Below are 23,720 nucleotides of genomic sequence, written 5' to 3' on the forward strand. Positions count from 1 at the left end.
AATGGATGACGAAGCCGAAGTGCCCGAACCCGGCCCAGCATCCTCCGATAGCGGGCGCGAGCGCCGCTGGCGGCTGGCGATCGGCGCCGATGACGAGGCTTCCTCCCTTTCCAGTGATGACAAAAAACTGTCTTCGGCGCTCGATGCGCTTTACGGCGACGGCGCCAATGCCGATGCCGACCCGCGCAAGCGGCGCGGCGGGCTCGGCCGCTCGGCGCCACGCGTGGCGCAATGGATGGGCGATATCCGCTCCTTCTTTCCCGCCCAGGTGGTCCAGATCGTCCAGAAGGATGCCTTTGAGCGGCTGAACCTGAAGCAGATGCTGATGGAGCCGGAATTCCTCAAGGCGATCGAGGCCGACGTCAACCTCGTCGCCGACCTGATCTCGCTGCGTTCGGTGATGCCGGCCAAGACCAAGGACATCGCCCGCACCATCATCGCCGACATCGTTGCCAAGCTGATGCAGCGGCTGGAGCAGAAGACCGCCGAGGCGATCCGTGGCGCGCTCGACAAGTCGCGACGCACCAACCGGCCGCGCCAACGCGACATCGACTGGCCGCGCACCATCTCGGCCAATCTTCGCCACTACCAGCCTGAGCACAAAACCGTCGTGCCGGAAAAACTGGTCGGCTTCATGCGCAAGCAACGCCGGCTGGTCGATCTCGACGAAGTGGTGCTGTGCGTCGACCAGTCCGGCTCGATGGCGAGCTCGGTGATCTACGCCTCGATTTTCGCCGCGGTGATGGCGTCGCTGCCGGTCGTGCGCACCAAGCTGGTGTGTTTCGACACGGCCATCGTCGACCTGACCGAAGAGCTCAGCGACCCGGTCGAGGTGCTGTTTGGCGTGCAGCTCGGCGGCGGCACCGACATCAACCAGGCGGTCGCCTATTGCGCCGACCGCATCGAGCGGCCGACCAAATCCCACTTCGTGCTGATCACCGACCTCTATGAGGGCGGCAACGGCCAGGACTTGCTGCGGCGGCTTGCGGCGCTGGTCCGGTCCGGCGTCAATGTCATCGTGCTGCTGGCGCTGACCGATCAGGGCCGGCCGGGCTATGATCCGGCGATGTCGGCTTCGGTCGCGGCACTTGGCATACCGGTCTTCGCCTGCACGCCGGACCTGTTTCCCGACATGATGGCGGCGGCGTTGCGGCGCGAGGATATCGGCGCCTGGGCAGCCGGCGCCGACATCAAGCTGATCCGCGCCGAGACGGAGCCGAGCAGTCAGGCCTGACTATTCGAACGAATAGGCAAACCCGTCAGTGGAAGCGCTGACGGTCACCTTGGTCATCTTCTCGCCGTCGAGCGACCGGTTCAGCACGCCGCGGCTGAGTTCCGGCAACAGCGTGTTGGTGAGGATGGCGTCGATCATGCGGCCACCGGACTCGATTTCGGTGCAGCGCGCCCTGACCAGCGCCATGACGCCGTCGCCGATCACCAGTTCGGCGTCGTGGCTGGCGCGCAGCCGCCGCGCGATCTTGCCGAACTGATGGCGGGTGATGGCCTCGATCATCGAATCCGAGAGCGGATAGTAAGGGATGGTCACGACGCGGCCGAGGAAGGCCGCTGGAAACACCTTCAGCAGTGGAGCGCGCAGTGCAGCATCGAGGCCGTCGAGCCCTGCCCTCACCGTGCCGTTGCCGGTCCGCTCCATGATGACTTCGGAGCCGACATTGGACGTCAGCAGGATCAGCGTGTTCTTGAAGTCGATGCGCCTTCCCTCGCTGTCATCCATCATGCCCTTGTCGAAGACCTGGAAAAAGATCTCGTGGACGTCGGGATGCGCCTTCTCGACCTCGTCGAGCAGGATCACCGAATAGGGTTTTCGGCGCACGGCCTCGGTGAGAATGCCACCCTTGCCGTAGCCGACATAGCCGGGCGGTGCGCCCTTGAGCGTCGAGACGGTGTGCGCCTCCTGGAATTCGGACATGTTGATCGAGATCAGGTTCTGTTCGCCGCCATAGAGCGTCTCGGCCAACGCCAGGGCCGTCTCGGTCTTGCCGACTCCCGAGGGGCCGCAGAGCAGGAACACGCCGACCGGCTTTTCCGGCGCTCCGAGCCCGGCGCGGCTGGTCTGCACGCGCTTGGCAATCATCTCCATGGCGTGATCCTGGCCGACGACACGTTCGGACAGCGTGGTGGCCAGCTTGAGCGCCTTTTCGGTCTGGCTGGACAGCATCCGTCCCGTCGGGATGCCGGTCCAGTCCTGGACCACGGCAGCTACCGCATTGCGGTCGACCGACGGCAGGATCAGCGGCGTCTCGCCTTGCGCGGTGGCAAGCTCGGCCATGAGTTCACGCAGCCGCGCCAGATCGGCGGCAGGATCTGACGGCGCAGCTTCGGCAGCCGGCGCTTCGGTCTCGGACGTTTCGGCCTTGGGCGTCTCGGCCTTGGGCACCTTGGTCTTTTCTTCGTCCGGCGCTGCCGGTTCGGCTTCGGCCTCAGCTGTCGCCACCGCATCGAGCGGGACGCCGTCGCCGCGCAGCCGCGCGCGCAGTTCGAGGATCTCGGCAACCAGCGCCTTTTCGCGCTCCCAGCGCTCCTCGGCGGCGGCGAGCATGGTCCCGGCTTCAGTGAGCCCGGCCTCGACCCGCGCCTGCCGGTCAGTTACTTCGATGCCGATCGCGGCCTCGCGGCCGATGATGCCGCTTTCGACTTCCAGCGCCTGGCGGCGCCGCAAAATGTCCTCGACCTCGGCCGGCGTCGCATGCTGCGAGATCGCCACCCTGGCGCAAGCGGTGTCGAGCAGGCTGACCGCCTTGTCGGGCAATTGCCGCGCCGGGATGTAACGATGCGACAGGCCGACCGCCGCCTCGATCGCCTCGTCCAGGATCTGCACTTCGTGATGCTGTTCGAGCACGCCGGCTACACCGCGCAGCATGAGCACAGCGACCGCTTCCGACGGCTCATCGATCTTGACCACCTGGAAACGGCGGGTCAGCGCCGGGTCCTTTTCGATGTGCTGCTTGTACTCGGCCCAGGTGGTTGCGGCGATGGTGCGCAATTCGCCGCGCGCCAGCGCCGGCTTCAAGAGATTGGCGGCATCGCCGGTTCCGGCGGCACCACCGGCGCCGATCAGCGTGTGCGCCTCGTCGATGAACAGGATGACCGGCGTCTCGGATGACTGAACTTCGTCGATCACCGCCTTCAGGCGCTTCTCGAACTCGCCCTTGACGCTGGCGCCGGCCTGCATCAGGCCGACGTCGAGCATACGCACGCTGATGCCCTGCAGGGGCGGCGGCACGTCGCCCTGGGCGATGCGCAGGGCAAACCCCTCGACCACCGCGGTCTTGCCGACACCGGCCTCGCCGGTCAGGATCGGGTTGTTCTGCCGGCGCCGCATCAGGATATCGATGATCTGCCGGATCTCCGGGTCTCGGCCGACGACCGGGTCGATCTTGCCGTCATGGGCGCGCTGGGTGAGGTCTGTGGCGTATTTGGCCAGCGCGGAGTCCCCGCCCGGAGCTCGCCGCGGCGCCTCCGCGGTGGGAGCCACTGCTGCCGTGGCGCCGGCTTCGAGCGAACCGTCCACCACCTCGGCAAAGCGGGCGATGACCCCGTCGGCGTCGATCTTGTCGAATTCGCCGCTGATCTTCGCCACCAGGCCTTCCAGCACCGGCGTCTTCAGGCAGGCGAGCACGACATGGGCGCTGCGGACCTCCTCCATGCCGAATTCCAGCGTCGCCAGATTCCAGGCTTCCTGGATGGCGTGGAAAATGTGGTCGGAAAATTCCTCGATCGAGGTGGCGCCGTAGGGCAGCTTGTCGACGGCGCGGGTCATTTCGCTGGTAAGCCGGCTGGCATCGACGCCGGCATCGGCAATGATCATCTGCACATCCGAACGCTCGGACAGCACCAGTTGTTCTATGAAATGGACGAGTTCGACGTAAGGATTGCCGCGCAGCTTGGCGCTGTCGGCGGCGGCCTTGAAGGCGCGCAGGCAGACCGGATTGAGCTTGCCAACCAGTTCCTTGCGTTTGAACCCCTGCGACGACCGGCGCTGTTCCATCGAACGTGCTCCTGCAATCTGCCCCGTCGACAGCCTGCCACATAAGCAGCCGCTTGACAAAGCGCTTGATGCAGCCGGCCTTTTCCCTTTGTGGAGAGTCCCGCGCCGCCAAATGCAGACAACCACGATTTTTTCTAATCCTATGCGATGCGCTTCACATACGAGGTTGGCCAAGCACGCCATGAATTGCGCCATCCGAGACGCAGTTGCACCGACATTCATTAGCGCTCGTTAACTTTTGAGCGGATGGCGAATTGTGGGAATATGCAACCGTGTGCTAACGTTGGGTCACGTACGGTTTTAGAGCCGGTCGCCGGGGGTATCTGTGATCGATCTCGCACTCTGGCTTGCTCCGCTGGACGGTGAAAATCCGTCAGGCGAAGACTTGCGCAACGATCCGGCTTTTCATGAGCTGGAGCGGCTCACGGAGCCGCAGGTCAAGGTCGTCCATGACGGGCGCAACAAGCCAGCCGCGCAATCGACCATTCCGGTCGACTGGCCTGCCGTGCTCGGCAAGGCCGAGGAGTTGCGTTCGCATGGCCGCGACCTGCGCCTGCTCGTCATTGTCGCCCGGGCGCTGGCCAATGAAGAGGGATTGGCCGGACTGGCACAGGGCCTGACCCTGATTGCAAGGACCTTCGAGACGCATTGGGAGACGATGCACCCGGCGCTGCGGGCCAGCCCCCAACCACGCGAGGCCGCCCTGCGCCGCCTCAACGCGCTGGCCGACCTGCAGAACGGCCAGGAAGGCCTGCTGGCGAACCTCAGGCAGATGGTCTTCTTCGCGCCGCGTCCCATCGGGCCGATCAGTGGACGCGATCTCGAACAGGGTGCGCTCGACGATCGCGTCATGCTTCAGGAAGCGGCGTCGGGATTGAATGCCACGGAGAAGGCAGCGCTGGTCAGCGCGCACGGACAGCTCCTGAACCGGGTGGGCAGCGGTTGTGCCGCCTATCAGGACCATGCCGGTGAACAGATGACGGCGCTCATCGCCGGGGCGCACGCAGCGATCGAGGCGCTCGACGCAGTCGATGCGGCGCTGAATGCCCGCCTCGACAGCAACGGGGCTGCCGTCCCGGACCTGAAGCGGTTTTTGCAGCGCGTGCTGACGACGCTGGAACGCAATACGGCGGTCGAGACCACGGAAGAGGCAGCGACGAAGGGGGCGGCCAGCCCGGCTGCTCCCCCGGCAAGCCCGGCCGCGCCGGTCAGAAACGGTCATGGAGCCGAGACGATGGCAAGCTACGCGGAGACCGGTGCGGGGCTCCCGGACAGGATTTCCTCGCGCGACGATGTGGTGAAGTGCCTCGACCTTGTGGTCGCGTTCTACGACCGCACTGAGCCGTCGAGTCCGATCCCGCATCTCGCCCGCCGGGTGCGCAGGATGGTGCACATGGATTTCGTTGAACTGATGGAAGACCTCGCCCCGTCGGGGCTCAAGGAATTCCGGCTGCTCGCCGGCGTTCCCGACGCCAAGAAGACTGCCCAGAAGGATGAAAGGTAGCAACACATGCCAGCCGAAAGCAAAGCGAAGGTCATCGAGCGAAATCGCGCCCCGCGCGTGCAGATCGCCTACGATGTCGAAACCTACGGCAGCCCGACGACGATCGAACTGCCGTTCGTCATGGGCGTGATGGCCGACCTGTCGGGCGCATCGCAGACCAGGGAAGCGTCCAAGACGGTGCTCGACCGTTCCTTTGTCGAGACCGATGCCAACCGCTTCCCCAAATTCATGGAAGCGCTGGGGCCCAGGGTCAAGGCGCGGGTGAAGAACACGCTGCCGCAGGCCGAGGGACAGGAGCGCGACGAAAAACTGGCGCTCGACCTGACCTTCACCAAGATGGGCGATTTCGCCCCCGACAAGATCGCCGAACAGGTCCCGCAACTGGCCGAAATCCTGAAGATGCGGCGCCAGCTCGAGGAGCTGCTCGGCTTCATGGACGGCCGCGTCGATGCCGAAAAGCGCATCGCCCAATTGCTGAACAACCAGCCGCTGCTTGGCCAGATCGCCGCCCAGGCGCTGTCCGACGACAAGGGTGAGGAATAGATCATGGCCGAACAGCAAAAGACCGCAGCATCCGTCGCCGAGGCCGAGGCCGTCGATCTCGGCGAATTCAGCCAGCTCTTGGAGAAGGACTTCAAGGTCAAGAAGGACGACAGCGAGAAGCTGCAGCAGCTGGTTCGCAACCTGGCTCTGGCGGCGCAGTCGCGCTCCGAGACGACGACGATTTCGTCCAACTCGATCAAGTCGATCAAGTCGTTGATCGCCGGCATCGACAAGATGCTGACGACCCAGGTCAACGAAATCCTGCACGCGCCGGAAGTGCGGCAGATGGAAGGCACCTGGCGCGGCCTCTGGTACCTCATCAACAACACCGAGACGGATCAGAAGCTGAAGATCCGGGTGATGAACATTTCCAAGGAGCAGCTGGCCGATACGCTCGAAGACTATGAAGGCCAGATGTGGGACCAGAGCCCGATCTTCAAGAAAGTCTACACCGACGAGTATTCGATGCTCGGCGGCGAACCGATCGGCTGCGTCATCGGCGCCTACGAGTTCTCCAACCACCCGCGCGACGTCGGCCTGTTGCGCAACATCTCCGGCATCTGCGCCTCGGCGCACACGCCGTTCATCGCCGCCGCCTCGCCACGGCTGTTCCGCATGGACAGCTGGCAGGAACTGCCCAACCCGCAGGACCTGCAGCAGATCGTCTCCAACCCGGCCTACGCCTCGTGGCAATCGCTGCGCGAGAGCGAGGATGCGCGCTATATCGGGCTGACCATGCCGCGCGTGCTGGCGCGGCTGCCCTACGGCTCGGAGACAGTCCCGGTCAAGGGCTTCTCCTTCGAGGAGGAAGTGCAGGGCGATCACAACAAATATGTCTGGATGAACGCTGCCTTCCCGATGGGCGTCAACATCAACCGCAGCCACAAGCTCTATGGCTGGGGCACCCAGATCCGCGGCGTCGAAAATGGCGGCACTGTGCTTAACCTGCCGGTGCACTCCTTCCCGACCGATGACGGCTCGATCGCGATGAAATGCCCGACGGAAGTCGCCATCGACGACCGGCGCGAGGCGGAACTGGCCAAGCTCGGGCTGATGCCGATCCTGCACCGCAAGAACACCGATCTCGCGGCCTTTATCGGCGCCCATTCGCTGCAGGATGACGAGACGCGGGCGGGCCGCCTGGTCGACCCCGACGCCCAGTCCAACGAGCGGCTCTCCGCCAACCTGCCCTATCTGTTCCCGGTCTCGCGCTTCGCCCACTACCTCAAGGCGATTGCGCGCGACAAGGTCGGATCGTTCAAGGAACGCACCGACATGCAGATCTGGTTGACCGAATGGATCAACCGGTACGTGCTGGCCAACCCGGCGTTCGCCGACGACAAGGCGCGCGCCAAGCGTCCGCTTGCCGCCGCCGAGGTGCAGGTCGACAGCGTGGAGGGCCGGCCGGGCTACTACAACGCCCGCTTCTATCTGCGCCCGCACTACCAGCTGGAGGGCATCAACGCCTCGCTCAGGCTGGTGTCGGAATTGCCGTCCGTGAAGACCTGATTGCAGCAACCAAACCTTTGTTTGAAAGCGGTGGAGAACGAAAATGCCCACAATGAAGATCGACGGTTTTCTGAAAGTTCCGGATATCAAGGGGCCTAGCACACGCGACGGCCATGACGACGAGATCGAAATCCATGGCGTCGATTACAAGATGGTCGCGCCCTACGACCCCAATTCCCTCTCGCGCCGAGGCCGCGTGTCGATGGGCATGATCAAGTTCACCAAGCACTATGACAAGGCCTCACCCTATCTGGCCAAGGCCCTGTTCGAAAACAAGGCGCTGGACGAGGTCAAATTCTCCGCGCGGCGGACCATCGACGGCGAGAGCAAGGACTATCTGGTCGTTACCCTGACCGACGCCTCGATCATGGAATACGACATGTCGCAGGCCGATGATGAAGCCGACCTGATCCAGGAGGAAGTCTCCTTCGCCTACAAGAAGATCAAGTTCGTCTATGACGACAATGACGAAGCCGAAATGGATGTCTATGTCGGCAAGTGAGGGGCGAGCAAAGCGCCCTGCCGCCGACAAGGTACAGGCGGGCGGTTCACGGGCCAAGCGCGAGGCGGTACAGCCTTCGCTGTGGGACCGCCTCGTCAACGATCTGCCGGGCCTGAGCTCGGAGATAGACGGGCTCAGGCAGGCTCTGCAGGAGGAGCTTGGCGCAGAGCGCCTGGACGAGCTGCTGGCAGACGGACCGAGGCGCATCGACGCCGATGACGCATTGAACCCCGATCAGAAGCGCCGGCTGCACCGGCTGGCGTTTCAGAACCGGCACCGTGGCGAGCTTGAAAGCCGAGGCATCGTGGTGTCGCCCGATGTGCTGCGCGAGGCCGTGCGGCGCGACATCGAGGCGCTGTTCAACACCGAGCGTTTCGAATCCGCGCCGCTGCTATCAGATCTCGAGGCCGAGCAGATGACCGACAGTCCGACATCGCTGGCCGACTTTCCGGAGGTGCGCCGCAGCGTTGTCAATTATGGCGTGCCGTCCTTCTCCGGCCGGTCGTCGCGCGACTTCGATCGCGATGTTCTGGCACGCGAGATCCGCGCCGTGCTCGCCGCATTCGAGCCGCGGCTGAAGGAGAGCGCGACGAAAGTCACGGTCAACCTCGGCGACAAGACCGGCCTGAAGATCGAGATCGACGCCGTGCTGATCATGACGCCGACGCCCGAGCGCATGCGCCTGCGCACGACGATCAATCTCGACAACGGACTGGCGCGCACCGAGTTCAGGGAAGCCTGAGAGATGGACCGGGTCTTCGTAGAATATTACGAGGAGGAACTGTCCCACATACGCGGGCTGGCGGCGGAGTTCGCCGACATGCATCCGGCAGTTGCCCGCAATTTGTCGCTGGATACGGTGCCGTGTCCCGACCCCTATGTCGAGCGGCTGCTCGACGGCGTCGCCTTCCTCGCCGCGCGCACGCGCCTGAAGGTGGATGCCGAGCGCTCGCGGTTTTCGCGCAGCATCCTCGACGTGCTTTATCCCGATCTCGTCACGCCGGTGCCGGCAACCGCCATGGTGGTGCTGAAGCCCGGCCAGCAGGTGCAGACAATGCTTGCCGGCCACGTCGTCAAGCGCGGCACGCGGCTGGTCTCCAGCCTGCAGGCCGGCCTGTCGACACGCTGCACCTTCACCACCGCGCAGGACATGACGCTGTTTCCGATCGCGATCAGTTCGGTCGGCTATTTCCAGGACCGCAGCGCGCTTGCCGCCGCCGGCATCGGCCCGATCGCCGGCAAGGCCGGCGAAGCGGCACTTCGCATCACGCTGGCGCGGACCGGCAAAGGCAAGCTCGACGAACTGGCGCTCGACCGGCTCGACTTCTATTTCGCCAACCGCACCAAGGCGCCGCTGATCTTCGACGCCATCTTCGGAGTCTGCTCTGGTGTCGGCGCTCGACCGGAAGGCAAGACCAATCCATTGTCGCCGCTACCGCCGCCGGAGATGGTCGGCATTGCCGATGCCGAGGCGCTGATGCCGCGCACGCGGCCGACCTTCGAAGGCTACCGCCTGCTGCGCGAATATTTCATGATGCCCGAGCGCTTCCATTATGGGCGCGTCACCGGCTTGCTGCCGGTCGTGCGCAAATGCCAGGCCGGGCTCGAAATCATCTTCCTGTTCCGGCGTCCGGTGCCCGAACTCGCCGATCTGACGCCGGCGGATTTCGATCTCTTCGCCACCCCGATCATCAATCTCTTCGAGCGCGAGTGCAACATCGTCGAGCTCGACCAGCGCAAGACGCGCCAGGTGCTGCATGCCGACCGCACGCGGGCGCGCGACTTTGAAATCTACCGCGTCATCCGCGTCGAAGACGCCGATGCCGAGGGACCCGACGCGGAGATACCGGAACTCTTCAGCCTTGGGCAAAATCGCGGCAGCGGCTGGGTCTATTCGACGGAGCGGCGGCCGCGCCGGCCGACCGAGGACGAGCGGCGCCAGGGCGTGACGCGGACCTCCTATGCCGGCGACGACGTCTTCCTGGCGGTTTCGCGCCCAGTCAACAGTCAGGCCAACCGGCCGCTCAAGCGCGTCGATATCATGGCGCTTTGCACCAATCGCGACCTGGCCATCCTCGACGACACGCCGACCCTGACGCTGGAAGCCGGCGACCCTGTGGAGACGGTCCGGCTGCTCGGCGCATTGCGTTCGCCGCAGCCGGCGATCCCGGCAGCGCTGCCGACCGGCGCCGACGGCGAGTCGCGCGCCGACGACCTGGCCTGGCGGCTGGTGTCACAGCTGGCGCTCAACTTCCTCAGCCTGGCCAAGGAAGGCCGCGGCGTCGATCCGCTGCACGCGCTGCTCGATCTCTATGCCGAGCGCGGCGACCCCGGGCTCGCCCGCAATGTGCGCTCGATCGTGCGCATCGACTCGCGCGCGGTGATCGAAAGGCTGGCGATCGAAGGGCCGATGTGCTTCGGCCGCGGCACGGAAGTGACGCTGCATGTCGACCAGTCGGTGCTGGCGGGACAGAGCACTCTGCTGCTGTCGGGCCTGCTGTCGCGGCTGTTTGCCCGCCATGCCGGCATTAACGGGTTCGTGCGCACGCGCACGCGGTTGCTCCAGAAACAGGAGGATGTGCCATGGCCGATGACGCCCGGCAATCGCTACCTGATCTAGAGCGAGCCGCAACCCTGTCCGAGAGTTTCGACTTTTTCGAACTGCTGCGCCGGCTCGAACGGCAAGGCGGCCTGTTCGGCCATTCCGGCCGGCCGGACCGCGAGCCGGCAAGGCTCGGCCAGAATGTGCGGCTGTCCTTCGCAGTGCAGGACGTGGTGGATTTCCGCGAGCCGACGGACAAGTCGCCGGCACGCGTCACGGTCAACAATCTCGGCCTGCTCGGACCCGAAGGGCCGATGCCACTGCATCTGACGCGCTGGGTGCTCGATCGCCTGTCGCAACGCTGGTATGCCGGCGCCGAGGCGCGGCAGACGAGCGACACGACCTTCGTCGATTTTGTCAATATCCTGCAGCACAGGATGATCGCGCTCTACTATCGGGCCTGGGCGGATGCGCATCCGGCCGTGCAGGCCGAACGCGGTGTCGGCGGCCGCGTCCGTTCCATGCTGGAAGCGATGGCCGGCATCGGGCTGCCGGGCACGCAGGATGCCGAACTCGATACAGTAAAACTTCGCCAGGCCGCCTCGCTCGCTGCCCAAGTCGACGGCCCCGAGCGACTGACGCTGTTCCTGGCCGAAGCCTTCAAAGTGCCGGTGGTGCTGAAGGAGTTCGTCGCGGCCTGGATGACCATCCCCAAGGCGCTGCAGACGCGGCTTGCCGGCAGCTATGCCACGCTCGGCCGCAGCGCCACCATCGGCCCGCGCAGCTTCAGCCGGCAGAGCCGCATCGAGCTGCGCATCGGCGCGCTCAGCTATATCGATTACAAGGCCTTCCTGCCGGGCGGTGAGCGGCTGAAGCTGTTGAAGCAGGCGGTGCGCGACCTGATCGGCGAGACCATCGATGTCGATCTCAGGATCGTGCTTGCGGCAAAGGCAGTGCCGCCGGCGAAGCTCGGCACCGTCCAGCTTGCCCGCACCACCTGGCTGGCGCGACCGGTCGAAAAGGGGGACGCCGACGACATGCGGTTGCGGACCATCGTCGGCTGGCGGGAAGAGGTGGCGGCATGAGCCTGCTTCTGATTCTCGAACAGGGACCACGCGCGCAAGTCACGCGGCAGGCGCGGCTGGACGAGGGCGAGCTGGTAATCGGCCGCAGCGCCGACGCCGACTGGCAGATCAACGATCCCGACATGTTCGTCTCGCGCGCCCACTGCAAGATCACCAGCAAGCAGGGCGGCTATTTCGTCACCGATACCTCCAGCAGCGGGTTGTTCATCGACGATGCCGCCAGCCCGCTCGGCGCGGGAAATACCGCGCGCCTGCAAAGCGGCATGCGACTGCGACTGGGCGACTATGTGGTGTGGGTCGATTTGCAGACGGCGAAGACCGAGGCGCCGGCCTCCAGGCCTTCAGCGCCTGCCAGTAAGCCGGCGGCGTCGCGGGCGCCGGTCAGCCTCGGCGGCGACGATTTCTTTTCGTCCACCACGGAAGAAGAGCCGGGACGGCCACGCCCTGCCAACCTGCCCGATCCATTCGAAAAGCCGGTGCCCGGCGCATTCGCGCGTGCGCGGTCCGATGAACGCAGCTCGCAGGCGTTCGACGATCCGTTCAGCCTCGACCCTGTGGCAACGCCGGTGGCCGAGCCCACTGACAGAAACGGCGCCAAGCCATCGTTCGACGATCCCTTCGGCCTCGACTCCGCGCCGCGGTCGAGAGAGCCGAGCAGATCCAATCCTGAGAAGCTGCCGGCCTACGATGACGGGTTTGGTTTCGGCCCTGCCGGGTCCACCAGCCTCGACGCCGGCGTGACGGATGGCGGTGCAACCGATGCGCCCTCGCCTGCCCCCTCTGCAGCGCCCTGGGATCTGCCAGTCCGCGCGGTCGAGCCATCGCCACCGCAGCCACCGCCTCCCCCGTCTCCACCGCCACCACGCGCTCCTGTCCGCCAATCCGCGGCGCGGCCGTCAGCCGGACCGTCGGACGCGGAATTGCGCGCCGCTTTCCTGCGCGGCATGGGCATGGACGAGGCCGATTTTCCCGGCGGCGATCCGGTGGCCGACATGGAAAAATTCGGCCGCGAGTACCGGCTGATGATGGAAGGGCTGATGCAGCTTTTGCGCAAGCGCGCCGAAGAGAAGGGCAACGCTCGCGTCGCTCAAACGGTGGTTGGCGCATCCGAAGTCAACCCGCTCAAATTCCTGCCCTCGGTCGACGATGCGCTGGTAACCATCCTGGCCGAGCGCAGCCCCGGTTTCCTCGGCGCCGAGGCGGCGATCAAGGACGCGGTGCGCGATCTGGCGCAGCATCACGTTCGCGCCTGGCGCGGCGTGCAAGGCGCGCTCAAGCGCATGATCGACCGCTTCGATCCGGCGGCGATCGAGCAGGAACTGAAGTCGAGTTCGGCGATCGGCAATCTGCTGACCGGCGGGCGCGGAGCCAAGCTCTGGGAGTTGTACCAGAAACGCCACCGTGAAATCGCTCACAGCGCCGAGACGCGTTTTCTGGGCGAGATCGGCGCTGATTTTCGTGATGCATATGAGGAGGACTGAGACATGATCGACAGACGCGAATTTATCCTTGCCATCGGGGCGACGGGACTGCTGACGGCTTGCCAGAGCGGCCCGCCGAAACCATCCGTCATCACAGTGAATCTTGCCGGCGGCGCCGGCATGAACCCGGGACCGGGCGGCGGCGACAGGCCGGTGACGGTGATGATCTTGCGCCTGAAGAGCACCGGCGCCTTCAACTCGGCCGACTATTTCGCCCTGCAGGGCGGTGCCGGCGCGGCACTTGGCGGCGATCTCATCGGCTCCGACACGGTTTCCGTCGGACCCGGCAAGACCGCATCGAAGACCATCACGGTCGAGCCAGAAGTGGCAGCACTCGGCTTCGTCGCGCTGATCAGGGAACCCGGCGGACGCAACTGGCGCACGACCAAATCGGTTTCGCCGGGATCGAAGTTCACGGTCAATGTGAAGCTCGGCAGCGGCGGGATTTCCGCCTAAAGCGCGTCGCGTTTGAACGGATTCAGGCGACGCGCTTTAGATCTTTATTTTTATGCATGTCGTTCTCTCAAAACCGTGACCACTTTTGAGCGACATGCATGGGCGGCAAAAGTCCGCAAGCCGCGCAACATGATGAGCAGGAAGCAGAGAGTGCCGGCATGAGCGATGCAAACAGGGTGCTGTGGTCGGAGGGACTGTTCCTCCGCACCCAGCATTTCCAGCAACAGGACCGCTTCTTCGAAGCGACGGTGCGCGGCGCCTTGCAGGCCGGGCATCTGCATACGTTCGGCTTTCGAACGCTGACGCTCGATCAGGCACAGCTCGATGCCGGCCAGATCTCGGTGCTCTCGGCACGCGGCATCTTTCCAGACGGGACGCCGTTCGCGATCCCCGAGACGATGGATGCGCCGCGGCCGCTGGCGGTGACGCCGGAGATGGGCGCTGGACCGGTGCTGATAGCGCTGCCGCTCGAACCGCCAGGCGGCGTCGGCTTCGACCCCGCTCACGCCGAGCCGTCCGGCGCGCGCTATCGCGGCCGGATCGTCTCGGTGCGCGACGCCGTGCATGGCGGCTCCGACCCCGAGGAAATCGAGATTGCGCGGCCGCAGGCGCTGTTGCTGACGCCGGGCACGGCCGTCGGCGGTTACACCGCGCTGCCGGTGGCCGAACTCAAGGGCGTGCGCGCCGATGGCGGCGTGGCCTTGGACGACACCTTCCTGCCGCCGACCTTGGTCATCGGCGCGGCGTCCTGGTACAGCCGCCTGCTGCAGGAAGTGGTCACCGGCCTCGACCAGATCGCCGAGGCGCATGGCAAGATGGTGCTGGGCGGCCCCGGCCGCAGTGTCGAGGATCTTCTGATCCTCAATTTGGTCAACGCCGCGCGGCCGCGGCTGGCGCACATGCTGGCGCAGGACGTTTTCCATCCGGCTGAGGTCTACATGGAACTTGCCGGCCTTGCCGGCTCGATGGCGACCTACGGTTCGAGCGCAAGGCGGCTCGGCGAACTGCCTGTCTACGACCACATGGCGCCCGGACCCGCCTATTCGGCGCTGGCCGATGCGCTGCGTTCGCTGATCCTCAGCCTGCGCTACATCGAGCCGAAATCGCGCGCCCTGCCGGTCATGCGCCATGCCACCAATGTGTGGAAGATCCGCATCGACAACCCGAAACTTCTGGTGGCGAGCCGCATCGTGGTGCGGATCGGCTCCGAACTGTCGGAGGATGCCTTGCGCAAGATTTTCGTCAACCAGGCGACGGTCGGCTCGGCCAGCGAATTCGAAGGGCTGTGGAAATCACGCCTGCCCGGCATTCCGCTGAAGCCCCTTCATTCGCAGCCGCGCGAAATTCCCTATGACGGCGACCGGCTGTGTCTCGAACTGGACCAGAAAAGCGAGCACTGGGCCTCGCTGCTCGAAGCGCCGGGTTTTGTGATCGGCGTTTCGGGCGTGCTGCCCAGCGAACCGCAGGTCGACTGCTACTCGGTCAACAGGTGAGATGATGAGCAGGGACGATCCGTTCGGACTGTCCGAGGATCGGGAGCGGACGCGCATCCGCCTGAGCGGAGCGCCGACGCCGCGCGCCATGCCGCTGCCGGCGTCGGGCGTCACCGCGAAGCGCTCCGCGCGCGCGCATCCGAACGTGCTCGTCAACGCGTTCTCGCCGCTGCTGGAATTTGCACCCGAACTCGAAAACGCGCAGCCGCCGGAGAACCCGGAAGCCCTGCGCACCAGGCTGCTCGACGAACTTGTGCGCTGCCGCGACACCACCATGGCGCAGGGCTCCTCGCTCGAGCGCGCCGACCAGGCCGCGTGGCTGGTGGCTGCGTTGCTCGATGATCTGGCGCTGAATACGCCGTGGGGCGGGGCCAGCGCCTGGCCGCGCCAGCCGCTGGTGGTGATGCTGCGCGGCGACGTCGACGCCGGCGCGCAATTCTTCGCCCGTCTTGAAGAGCTGGAGCGCCACCCCAACCGCGACCGCGAAATGCTGGAGCTGCAATATCACTGCATGGCGCTCGGCTTCCGCGGCAAATATCGCGTGCCGGGCCGCTCGGGCGACCGTTCGCTCAATGCCGTGCGTGTGGCGGCCGCGCGTTTCCTGCGCGACAGCGACGGCGAAGGCGCACCGCTGTCACCCAACTGGAAAGGCGTGATCGCCTCCGACGAACCGCAGCGCTTCATCGTGCCGATCTGGGTGATGGTTGCGGCAGCGGCGGTGATCGCGACAGCCATCCATATCGGCCTGTCGATGAGCCTGAGCAGCCAGGCGGTCGAGCTTTCGGCGCTGGTGCGCGCACTGCCGCCGCCGACGCGTACGGATGTCACCCGCGCTTCGCCGAAGGTCGACGCGCCGCCGCCGGTGGCCGTGGATTTCGCGCTGCTGCCGGAATTCCAGGCGGCGGCGCCGGACGAGCTCAAGAGAGCGCTGAGCGGCACGGAGAGCGTGTCGCTGGCGCGGCTGGTCATCCAGGCCTCCAATCCCGAACTCTTCCAGTCGTCGCGCGCGCAGCTGACAGACGGCTTCGATCCGCTCATCGCCTCGGTCGCCAGGGTGATCCTCGAGAACCAGGAGCTGATCGGCGATATCACCGTGGTCGGCCACACCGACGGCGTTCCCTTGCAAAAGACCAACCCACTGTCCACCAACCAGCGGCTGTCGGAAGCCCGCGCCGCGGAAATTGCCGATATCCTGATTCAGAACGGCGTGCCGAAGGAGCGCGTGCGCTCCGAAGGCCGGGCCGCCACCGATCCGGTGGCCGACGACGGCACACGCGAAGGGCGGGCCTTGAACCGCCGCGTCGAAGTGCTGGTCGAAAAGAGGCTGTGACATGTTCATCCTGCGCTTCCTCTGGGCGGTCCTGACTTCGCGTTTCCTGTGGACGCTGATCGGCCTGGCGCTGCTGTCGCTGATCATCTGGGTATTCGGCCCGATCGTACGGGTCGGCGACTATGTGCCGATGGCGTCGGAGACGGTGCGCATCGTCATCATCGCTCTTCTGGTGATCTTCTGGCTGATCTGGCTGATTGTCGCGCAGCGCCGCGCGATCCGCGCCAATCGCATGTTCGTCGCCGAGATTTCCGCCCCGGTCGAGGAAAAGCGGCTCAGCCCGGGCGAGGAAAACGTCGCCGCGGTCGGCGCCAAGTTCCAGGACGTCATGGTCGAGTTGAAGCGCCGCAAGCTCGGCGGCCGCAAGTTCCTGCGCGAGATGCCGTGGTATGTGATCGTCGGCCCCCCGGCGACCGGCAAGACGACGGCCTTGCGCCAATCCGGCCTCAACTTTCCGATCGACCTGACCGACGATCTGCAGGGCATCGGCGGTACCCGTAACTGCGACTGGTTCTTCTCCGAAAACGCAGTGATGATCGACACCGCTGGCCGCTATGTCCAGCAGGAAAGCCAGCCCGATGTCGACGCCGTGGAATGGCTGGGCTTCCTCGATCTGTTGAAGAAGCATCGTGGCCGTCGTGCGCTCAACGGCGTCATCGTTGCGCTTGGGATCGACGCGCTGTCCGAGGGCGACGAAGCCGTCAAGGCGCATGGCCGCAAGATCCGCAGGCGCCTGGCCGAGCTCGAGGAGCGGCTGGAAATCCGCTTGCCGGTCTATCTCATGCTGACCAAGGCCGACCTGATCAGAGGCTTCGAGGCCTTCTTCAGCGGCCTGTCGACGGCGGCGCGCGAACAGGTATGGGGGACGACCTTCCCGCTCGATGCACGCGTCGACGCCAAGATGATCGCGGGCGAAATCACGACGCTGTCGAGGGAGCTGGAAAAGCGGCTGGTGCCGCGGCTGGAGGATGAGGACAAGCTGGCCGAACGGGCCGAGATCTTCCGCTTTCCCGCACAGCTGCAAAGCCTGTCCGAGCCGATCCAGGTGCTGGTCGAGGCGATGTTCGGCGAGAGCCGCTACGAGGAGGCAGCCTGGCTGCGCGGCCTCTATCTCACCTCGGCGACCCAGGAAGGCGCGCCGATCGACCGGCTGACCGCGGCGCTCGCCTCCTCCTTCGGCCTGCCGGCACGACGCACGATGCCGACGCAGCGCTTCGAGAAGCGCAGCTTCTTCCTCAAGAACCTTTTGACCGAGGTGATCTTCAAGGAGGCCGGGCTCGGCACCTTCGATCCGCTGGCGCAGCGCCGCCGCAGCTGGATCTGGCGCGGTGCCGCCGCTGCCAGCGCGGCTGCGGCCATACTCGCCGGCGGCCTGTTCACCTGGTCCTACTACGACAATCGCAACGCCATCGCCGCGCAAGCCGGCCAGTTCGAAGCACTGCAGGCGCCGCTGACGTCGACCGCCGCGACGCCCGCCTCGGTGCTGCAGCCGGCTATGGACGTTGCCCTGACCGCCATGGACGAAGTCGCCAATGCCAGGACTGCGCCTCCCAACAAGGCACAGGACCTGCTCGGACCATCGGCTTCGGCCGAGATGATGCGGGCGCAGACCGACACCTATGACCACGCTCTGCGCAACGTGCTGGAGCCGCGGATGGTGGCGTTGCTCGAAGCGACCATGTGGCGGCAGATCCGCGATCCGGACTTCATGCTGGGGGCGCTCAAGACCTACCGCATGATGACCGGCCTGTCTCAGATGGACTCCGACTTCGTCGAGAATTGGTGGGTGAACGACCTGCCCGAATTCGCGCCGGCCGCGCCCTTCCCGACCGCCGATGCGGAAGAACACCAGTTGGCCGCGATCCGGCGCATGGCGGTCGACGACAGCTACATCGCGCCCGACCAGGCGCTGGTCGCCGAAGCGCTGAAAACGGTCTGCACGATCTCGCTGCCGGCGCGGGCCTACAAGCAATTGCTGGCCGATCCGGCGGTGGCCGGATTGAAGGAATGGATCCCCGCCAATTTCGCCGGGCCGAACGGCGCCAAGGTGTTTTCGCGACGCTCCGACAAGACGCTGCGCGTCGGCATATCAGGCGCCTTCACCTATGACGGCTTCCACGACGCGATCCTCGACCGGGTCGAGGATGTGGCCGCCCAGGCGGCACTCGACCGCGCGGTGTTTGCCGGCGGTTGCTCGGAAAATTCCGAGACCTCGGTGTCGGCGCTGTCGGAAGATATCCTGAAGCTCTACTATGACGATTACATCGCGCAGTGGGACAGTTTTTTGCGCGACATGCGGCTGGCGCCGCTCAGCGACCTCAACATTGCCAGCGAGAATCTGAAAGACCTTTCCAGCGCCGATTCCGCGCTGAAGCGGCTGCTGACGGCGGTGGTCCAGGAGGTCGACCTCACCCGCTCGGACGAGGCGCCGACCGACGACAAGGCGGCGGCGAAGGGCGGCTCGAAACTGCTGGGCAAACTCGGCAAACTGGGCAAGATCGTCAAGACTGGCGCCAAGCTGCTGCCGCGCGCAGGATCGGCCAGCGAAGTCGACCTGACCGGCACGCTGGTGGCCGAACACTTCAAGCCGCTCAAGAGCACGATTGCCGAGGTCGACGGCCAGCCGCCGGCGCTCGATGCCGCGGTCGTTGCGCTGACGGCGCTGTCCAATGTGCTGCAAACGGTGACCGCCAATCCCGACCCGCAGGACGCGATCAAGAAACAGGGCGGGCTGGCCGAACTGACCGGCGCCGTCGCCCGCCAGGCACAGATCCTGCCCGACCCGGTCAACACCTGGCTGAGCGGCATTGCCGGCGACACCAGCGGGTTGACGCAGAAGGCCGTGGCCTCCGAGCTCAACGCCATCTGGCGCGCCGATATCCTGCCCTTCTGCCAGGCCGCGCTCAACGACCGCTATCCGTTCAGCCCAGACAGCGCCGTCGACGTCAATGTGCGCGACTTCGCCCGCCTGTTCGGACCGGCAGGGATGATCGACGGCTTCATCAACGACCATCTGATCAGCTATGTGGACACCTCGGCGCAGCCTTGGAAATGGCGTGCCGATTTCGGCCTCGACCCATCGGCGCTCGCCGCCTTCGAGCAGGCGCGGCGCATCCGCGACGATCTCTTTCCCGGCGCTCAGGGCCCGGTGATGGCGTTCACGCTGGAGCCGACCGACCTGTCGCCCAACGTCACCCGCGTGACGCTCAACCTCGACGGCCAGAACCTGGTCTATTTCAACAATGCGACGCGACCTCAGCCGATGACGTGGCCCGGCAAGGACGGCACCGGCGTCATCTCGCTCGCCTTCCAGCCGATCGACGGCTCGCCCGAAATCATGCTCAACGAGACCGGCAGCTGGGCGTGGCTGAGGATGCTGCGCGGCGGCCGCTTCACCGGGACGTCGCTGTCCGATGTCTACAGCCTGCGGCTGGGGACGAAAGGCATGTACGCCGATTTCAAGCTCAAGGCGGCGAGTGTCGAAAATCCCTACAACCTCCAGATGTTCAAGAAATTCTCATGTCCGCCGCAGATCTGATCCTGCCTGGCTTCTACGGCAAAATGCCCGCCACCGGCGACTTCGTCAGCCGGCGGCTGACGGGCGAGTTCGTGCGGCTTTGGGACCGCTGGCTGGCGCAGCATCTGGTGCCGCTGTTTGGCCAGGACATCTGGCCGCCGGCCACGGCGCTGCGGTTTCTGGCCGGCCCGAACTCCTTCGGCGCGTCGGCGGGCATCATCCTGCAGAGCGCCGACAAGGTGGGCCGGAAATTCCCCTTGAGCGTCGTTGCCCTGCTACCCGAAGCGCCTGTCGCGCTGACGCATGCCGAGGCATGGTTTGCCGGAATCGAGGAGGCCGCCACCGCCGCCCAGCAGGGCGAGCTGACGCCCGAAGAACTGGATGCAGCTTTGACGGCACTGCCGATGCCACAGGCCGAGCCGGGCGAAGAGCTGATCGCCGACATGGTGATGTGGACGGCGCACTCCGACATTTTCGACATCGGTCCGCACGCGCCGCAACCGACGCTGGAGACAATCCTCGCCGGCAGCTGGGAGACCAGCTGATGGGAGCGCAACTCTGATGTTCGTCAGCCAGAACACCACCCCGTTTCTCGCCGAGACTTTTCCCTATCAGGACAAGCATTGCGTGAAGTTCTGCGTCGCGGTCGTTCGCGCGACATACGATGTCGATGAGCAAGGCAACTGCACGCCCAGCACGACGCAGTCACCCTTCGTCTACGCCGATACCCACTACGGCGATCCCGAGACAACGTCGGTACGCGTCGAAAGTGATTTCGTTCCGGTCAAGCCAAAATGCGAAGTGCTGCTCGACGCCCAGGCGGTCGCACCAATCGGCCGTCCAATGGAATCGATGGAAGTTGCGCTGATCGGGCCCGGCATCGACAAACGCGCCATCCTCACCGGGCAAAGACGCTGGTTCAAGACAGGTCTGGGTGTGCAGGCCTCACGGACTACGCCCTTTGTCAGCATGCCTCTCGCGTGGCATCTCACTTTCGGGGGAACTGACAGGACAGATCCCGAGAAGCCGCACGGCGATGGCGTGAACCCTATCGGCACCGGCTTCCTGGTGAGCCAAGCCAATCCCGACGGTGTCCTTTTGCCGTGCGTGGAGCACCCGCAATCACGTGTCCGCATCTGGAACGACCGCGTGAAGCCGATCGGCTTCGGCCCGGTGCCGCGCTTCGCCAAACAGCGCGCGCAATATGCGGGCACCTATGACAAGAACTGGCTCGACAATATTTTTCCCTACTTGCCGACGGATTTTGATGATCGCTATTTCCAGGCGGCGCCACAAGATCAGTGGCTTGATCTGCTCAGTGAAGGGATGGTTTTCGGCTGCCTGGGGATGACTGAAAGAGGGCGCTTCGCGGCTAGGTTGCCAAGGCTCTCCGTGCCCGTCCGGTTTGTCTACGAAGACCGCATTGAGCGCAAGACCCTCGTTCCCGACACGTTGAACATCGTGCCGCACGAAGGCAAAATCGTGTTAGTGGGCCGGGTGAGCACGAAGGTTCCGCGCAAATTCGTGAAACTGCAGCAGGTGGAGATTGGCGTTAATCTCATCCCGGATGATGATGACAAGCCACACTACGCTGGACTGGGCGTGGCAATTGAAGCCCTGAAAAACCAACGGCGCCTGTCATGAGTTGGGTCTCCTGCATCAGCCTAGTGACACCGGTTGGCTACAGCGCCGCCAGTTCGATCGCGGCCATGCGGGGAAAAATAGCCGCATTCAACGAGCTGAGCTATCATGATGCGGAAGGCGAGCCGATCATCGGCGCAACAGTCGACGCCTTGCCGCTCAAGCTGCGAGGTCGCGAGCGCATCTCGGCGCTGGTCAAACTCGCATTCGAGCAACTCGATGCCGACACCGTGACCGGTCTGCCTTGGGGGCAGATGCCCCTTCTGTTGTGCACGCGTGAGAACGAAATGCCTGGTGGCAGGCTCAAAGGAATTCTGGCGGGAATAACACTACCGGACGGACGCGGGCTGACGGGACCGAAGCTGCTGCATATCGCGGGCGGCCCTGTCGCGGTTTTCACCGCATTGTCCCATGCCGAGACGCTTTTGAAGAGCGAAGGATATCCCGCATGCATCATCGTCGCCGTCGATAGCCTGGTGGATGCGCGCACATTGTCGTGGCTTGATCTACATCAGCGATTGAAAACCAGTGCAGTCACCGACGGACTGGTTCCTGGTGAAGCTGCCGGGATCCTGGTGGTGACGCGCGATGCCGCTTCTTTGACCGCGATCAGCATTCTCGGCATCGGTTTTGGCGTCGAGGGGTCGACCTTGTTCAACGAGACGCCCTTCCGAGCCGACGGCTTGAGCGCCGCCCTGAAGGCCGCGCTTGCCGATGCCGGCGTGCCTATGCACAAAGTCTCGTTTCGCCTGTCCGACGTTGCGGGTGAAAGCTACGCTTTCGAAGAGTTGGTGCTGGCACAGATGCGCAATATGCGTGAAGTCCGGCCCTGCCAAGACGTTTGGCACGCAGCGGATTGCATTGGCGACAGCGGCGCCGCCGCCGGCATCATCCAGTTCGCCTGGGCCGAGCAAGCCTATGCGCGCAACTATGCGCCGGGAAAGCTCGCCGCGCTTCACGCAAGCTCTTGCTTCGGCCCAAAGGCCGCAGCAATTGTGGCACCCAGAAGGCCTAGTTGACCGATGACAAAGGACGTCTTCGCCGAGAAGTGGGAAATCGCCGGCAAGAACGGCATGAACAAGTCATTGGCGCGCTTTCCCGACGTGTGTCTGTCACCGCCTTCGCCGCCAGCCGGGCCTATCCCGGTTCCTTATCCTGACACGTCGTTTTCGAAAGACCTCCAAGAAGGGTCCGAGACGGTCAATATCGGCGGCAAACCCGCCGCGCTCGCCCAAAAGTCCTATTACAAATCGTCGCCTTTGGGCAACGAGGCGGCCACCCGGAGCTTTGGCGCGTCTGTCGTCACCCACCAAATCACCGGCAAGACCTACTTCCAAGCCTGGGCGATGACGGTGAAGTTCGAGGGCAAGAACGTTTGCCGGCATATCGACATAACAACAAGCAATCACGCCTCGCAGATCGGCGCAACGCCACCGGCGCCTACGAATGAAACCCAGGACATGAAACAGGCCAAGGCGGCCATCCAAGCCGGCAAATGTCCCTGTTGCGGCAACCCTTTGCATAAGTGGCAGAAGGACCCCAAGACCAAGAGACCGTATCGGGTGATGACGGCGGGCGCCTTCTGGCGAAAGCAGATCAGCTTGATCAAAGTGCCGGACAAGCAGGCCGAGAAAGATACACTAACTGAGACCCTCGAGCGGATGAACAGAAGAAAGACCAGGCAGCGCAAGAAAAGAAAGGACGGCCAGCCGAGTTGCCCAAATGTCCAGACGAAGGAGAACCAGGGCTGCGCACTCCATTTCGACATACCTCAGCATCGCGATAAGATTACGCGACATCGTCCGACCGTGAAGCGACCACTTGGTCCAACAGCGGCCCAGGCAGCGGGCGACGCCTTCAGCTCGAAGAAGAAGAGCGCGGTTCTGAGTATCTGGAGCAAGATGAACCCGACGAATCCGATTCCCGCTGCTTATCCCCCTCCAAACAAGCCACCACCTAGCAAACTAAACCACAAGACGCCGCGCATGGCAGGTGGTTGCAACGATCAAGGAAACGTCGTTCCCCAGCACTACATGAACACCAAGGCGTGCAACGATATCGAAGATGACCAGAGCGAACTGGAAAAGGTCGCGAGCCTAATTTATTGA

General features: G+C 64.7%; 18 protein-coding genes. 17 read left to right on the forward strand and 1 reads right to left on the reverse strand.

The genetic code is table 11. From position 1 onward, the window contains the following. The first annotated feature begins 1 nt into the window (after window position 1). Window positions 2–1,234, forward strand: coding sequence for a VWA domain-containing protein (locus tag NKJ88_RS14700; RefSeq protein ID WP_352444482.1), 1,233 nt, complete (start codon window positions 2–4; stop codon window positions 1,232–1,234). On the opposite strand, the gene tssH is transcribed toward NKJ88_RS14700, so the two are convergent. Continuing rightward, window positions 1,235–4,009: a type VI secretion system ATPase TssH gene (gene tssH, locus NKJ88_RS14705; protein WP_023732192.1), complete on the reverse strand. Its 2,775-nt coding sequence runs from the start codon at window positions 4,007–4,009 to the stop codon at window positions 1,235–1,237. A 325-nt stretch (window positions 4,010–4,334) separates the two neighbouring features. Between tssH and tssA the strand changes: the two genes are divergently transcribed. The 16 genes from tssA (at window position 4,335) to NKJ88_RS14785 (ending at window position 23,720) form a co-directional block, all read left to right on the forward strand. After that, window positions 4,335–5,513 (forward strand): type VI secretion system protein TssA, encoded by a 1,179-nt coding sequence (gene tssA / locus NKJ88_RS14710; protein ID WP_023701537.1) that lies wholly within the window; start codon window positions 4,335–4,337, stop codon window positions 5,511–5,513. A 6-nt stretch (window positions 5,514–5,519) separates the two neighbouring features. Further along, window positions 5,520–6,056, forward strand: a complete 537-nt coding sequence (gene tssB, locus NKJ88_RS14715; protein WP_352444483.1) for a type VI secretion system contractile sheath small subunit — start codon at window positions 5,520–5,522, stop codon at window positions 6,054–6,056. Between the two features lie 3 nt (window positions 6,057–6,059). Beyond that, window positions 6,060–7,565, forward strand: a complete 1,506-nt coding sequence (tssC, locus tag NKJ88_RS14720; RefSeq protein ID WP_023682611.1) for a type VI secretion system contractile sheath large subunit — start codon at window positions 6,060–6,062, stop codon at window positions 7,563–7,565. 52 nt (window positions 7,566–7,617) lie between these two features. Next, window positions 7,618–8,067: an Hcp family type VI secretion system effector gene (locus NKJ88_RS14725; protein WP_023673716.1), complete on the forward strand. Its 450-nt coding sequence runs from the start codon at window positions 7,618–7,620 to the stop codon at window positions 8,065–8,067. Next, complete coding sequence (gene tssE / locus NKJ88_RS14730) at window positions 8,054–8,809, forward strand: type VI secretion system baseplate subunit TssE (RefSeq protein ID WP_023673715.1); 756 nt, start codon at window positions 8,054–8,056, stop codon at window positions 8,807–8,809. The genes NKJ88_RS14725 and tssE overlap by 14 nt, the downstream gene beginning before the upstream one ends. Window positions 8,810–8,812: 3 nt before the next feature. After that, on the forward strand, window positions 8,813–10,687 hold the full coding sequence (gene tssF, locus NKJ88_RS14735) for a type VI secretion system baseplate subunit TssF (RefSeq protein WP_023682613.1): 1,875 nt from the start codon (window positions 8,813–8,815) through the stop codon (window positions 10,685–10,687). Further along, window positions 10,651–11,694 carry a type VI secretion system baseplate subunit TssG gene (tssG, locus tag NKJ88_RS14740; protein ID WP_352444485.1) on the forward strand — a complete coding sequence of 348 codons (1,044 nt, stop codon included), beginning with the start codon at window positions 10,651–10,653 and terminating at the stop codon, window positions 11,692–11,694. The genes tssF and tssG overlap by 37 nt, the downstream gene beginning before the upstream one ends. After that, entirely contained in the window at window positions 11,691–13,175 is a 1,485-nt protein-coding gene (gene tagH, locus NKJ88_RS14745; RefSeq protein WP_023673711.1) for a type VI secretion system-associated FHA domain protein TagH, read from the forward strand. Before tssG ends, tagH begins: the two co-directional genes overlap by 4 nt. A 3-nt stretch (window positions 13,176–13,178) precedes the next feature. Continuing rightward, the gene (gene tssJ / locus NKJ88_RS14750; protein ID WP_023673710.1) at window positions 13,179–13,631 is read left to right on the forward strand and encodes a type VI secretion system lipoprotein TssJ; all 453 of its coding nucleotides are present in this window, start codon (window positions 13,179–13,181) and stop codon (window positions 13,629–13,631) included. A gap of 158 nt (window positions 13,632–13,789) precedes the next feature. Further along, window positions 13,790–15,124 (forward strand): type VI secretion system baseplate subunit TssK, encoded by a 1,335-nt coding sequence (gene tssK, locus NKJ88_RS14755; protein ID WP_023692181.1) that lies wholly within the window; start codon window positions 13,790–13,792, stop codon window positions 15,122–15,124. A gap of 4 nt (window positions 15,125–15,128) precedes the next feature. Beyond that, on the forward strand, window positions 15,129–16,454 hold the full coding sequence (gene icmH, locus NKJ88_RS14760) for a type IVB secretion system protein IcmH/DotU (RefSeq protein WP_023709960.1): 1,326 nt from the start codon (window positions 15,129–15,131) through the stop codon (window positions 16,452–16,454). A 1-nt stretch (window position 16,455) separates the two neighbouring features. Beyond that, window positions 16,456–19,992: a type VI secretion system membrane subunit TssM gene (tssM, locus tag NKJ88_RS14765; RefSeq protein ID WP_352444487.1), complete on the forward strand. Its 3,537-nt coding sequence runs from the start codon at window positions 16,456–16,458 to the stop codon at window positions 19,990–19,992. Beyond that, window positions 19,974–20,516 (forward strand): type VI secretion system-associated protein TagF, encoded by a 543-nt coding sequence (gene tagF, locus NKJ88_RS14770; protein WP_023726336.1) that lies wholly within the window; start codon window positions 19,974–19,976, stop codon window positions 20,514–20,516. Before tssM ends, tagF begins: the two co-directional genes overlap by 19 nt. A 16-nt stretch (window positions 20,517–20,532) precedes the next feature. Next, window positions 20,533–21,615: a DUF2169 family type VI secretion system accessory protein gene (locus NKJ88_RS14775; RefSeq protein WP_352444489.1), complete on the forward strand. Its 1,083-nt coding sequence runs from the start codon at window positions 20,533–20,535 to the stop codon at window positions 21,613–21,615. 149 nt (window positions 21,616–21,764) lie between these two features. Then, the gene (locus tag NKJ88_RS14780) at window positions 21,765–22,631 is read left to right on the forward strand and encodes a hypothetical protein (protein WP_155923223.1); all 867 of its coding nucleotides are present in this window, start codon (window positions 21,765–21,767) and stop codon (window positions 22,629–22,631) included. Between the two features lie 3 nt (window positions 22,632–22,634). Further along, on the forward strand, window positions 22,635–23,720 hold the full coding sequence (locus tag NKJ88_RS14785) for a DUF4150 domain-containing protein (protein ID WP_023823519.1): 1,086 nt from the start codon (window positions 22,635–22,637) through the stop codon (window positions 23,718–23,720).

It is taken from the genome of Mesorhizobium sp. M0016, assembly GCF_040324035.1.
In the GTDB taxonomy this organism is placed as follows: Bacteria; Pseudomonadota; Alphaproteobacteria; order Rhizobiales; family Rhizobiaceae; genus Mesorhizobium.

Coding starts and splice junctions, on each gene's coding strand:
- NKJ88_RS14725 (WP_023673716.1), top strand. CDS start 7,618: ATGAAGATCGACGGTTTTCTGAAAGTTCCGGATATCAAGGGGCCTAGC.
- tssE (WP_023673715.1), top strand. CDS start 8,054: ATGTCGGCAAGTGAGGGGCGAGCAAAGCGCCCTGCCGCCGACAAGGTA.
- tssH (WP_023732192.1), bottom strand. CDS start 4,009: ATGGAACAGCGCCGGTCGTCGCAGGGGTTCAAACGCAAGGAACTGGTT.
- NKJ88_RS14785 (WP_023823519.1), top strand. CDS start 22,635: ATGACAAAGGACGTCTTCGCCGAGAAGTGGGAAATCGCCGGCAAGAAC.
- tssJ (WP_023673710.1), top strand. CDS start 13,179: ATGATCGACAGACGCGAATTTATCCTTGCCATCGGGGCGACGGGACTG.
- tssF (WP_023682613.1), top strand. CDS start 8,813: ATGGACCGGGTCTTCGTAGAATATTACGAGGAGGAACTGTCCCACATA.
- tagF (WP_023726336.1), top strand. CDS start 19,974: ATGTCCGCCGCAGATCTGATCCTGCCTGGCTTCTACGGCAAAATGCCC.
- tagH (WP_023673711.1), top strand. CDS start 11,691: ATGAGCCTGCTTCTGATTCTCGAACAGGGACCACGCGCGCAAGTCACG.
- icmH (WP_023709960.1), top strand. CDS start 15,129: ATGAGCAGGGACGATCCGTTCGGACTGTCCGAGGATCGGGAGCGGACG.
- tssG (WP_352444485.1), top strand. CDS start 10,651: ATGGCCGATGACGCCCGGCAATCGCTACCTGATCTAGAGCGAGCCGCA.
- tssM (WP_352444487.1), top strand. CDS start 16,456: ATGTTCATCCTGCGCTTCCTCTGGGCGGTCCTGACTTCGCGTTTCCTG.
- NKJ88_RS14775 (WP_352444489.1), top strand. CDS start 20,533: ATGTTCGTCAGCCAGAACACCACCCCGTTTCTCGCCGAGACTTTTCCC.
- tssC (WP_023682611.1), top strand. CDS start 6,060: ATGGCCGAACAGCAAAAGACCGCAGCATCCGTCGCCGAGGCCGAGGCC.
- NKJ88_RS14700 (WP_352444482.1), top strand. CDS start 2: ATGGATGACGAAGCCGAAGTGCCCGAACCCGGCCCAGCATCCTCCGAT.
- tssK (WP_023692181.1), top strand. CDS start 13,790: ATGAGCGATGCAAACAGGGTGCTGTGGTCGGAGGGACTGTTCCTCCGC.
- tssB (WP_352444483.1), top strand. CDS start 5,520: ATGCCAGCCGAAAGCAAAGCGAAGGTCATCGAGCGAAATCGCGCCCCG.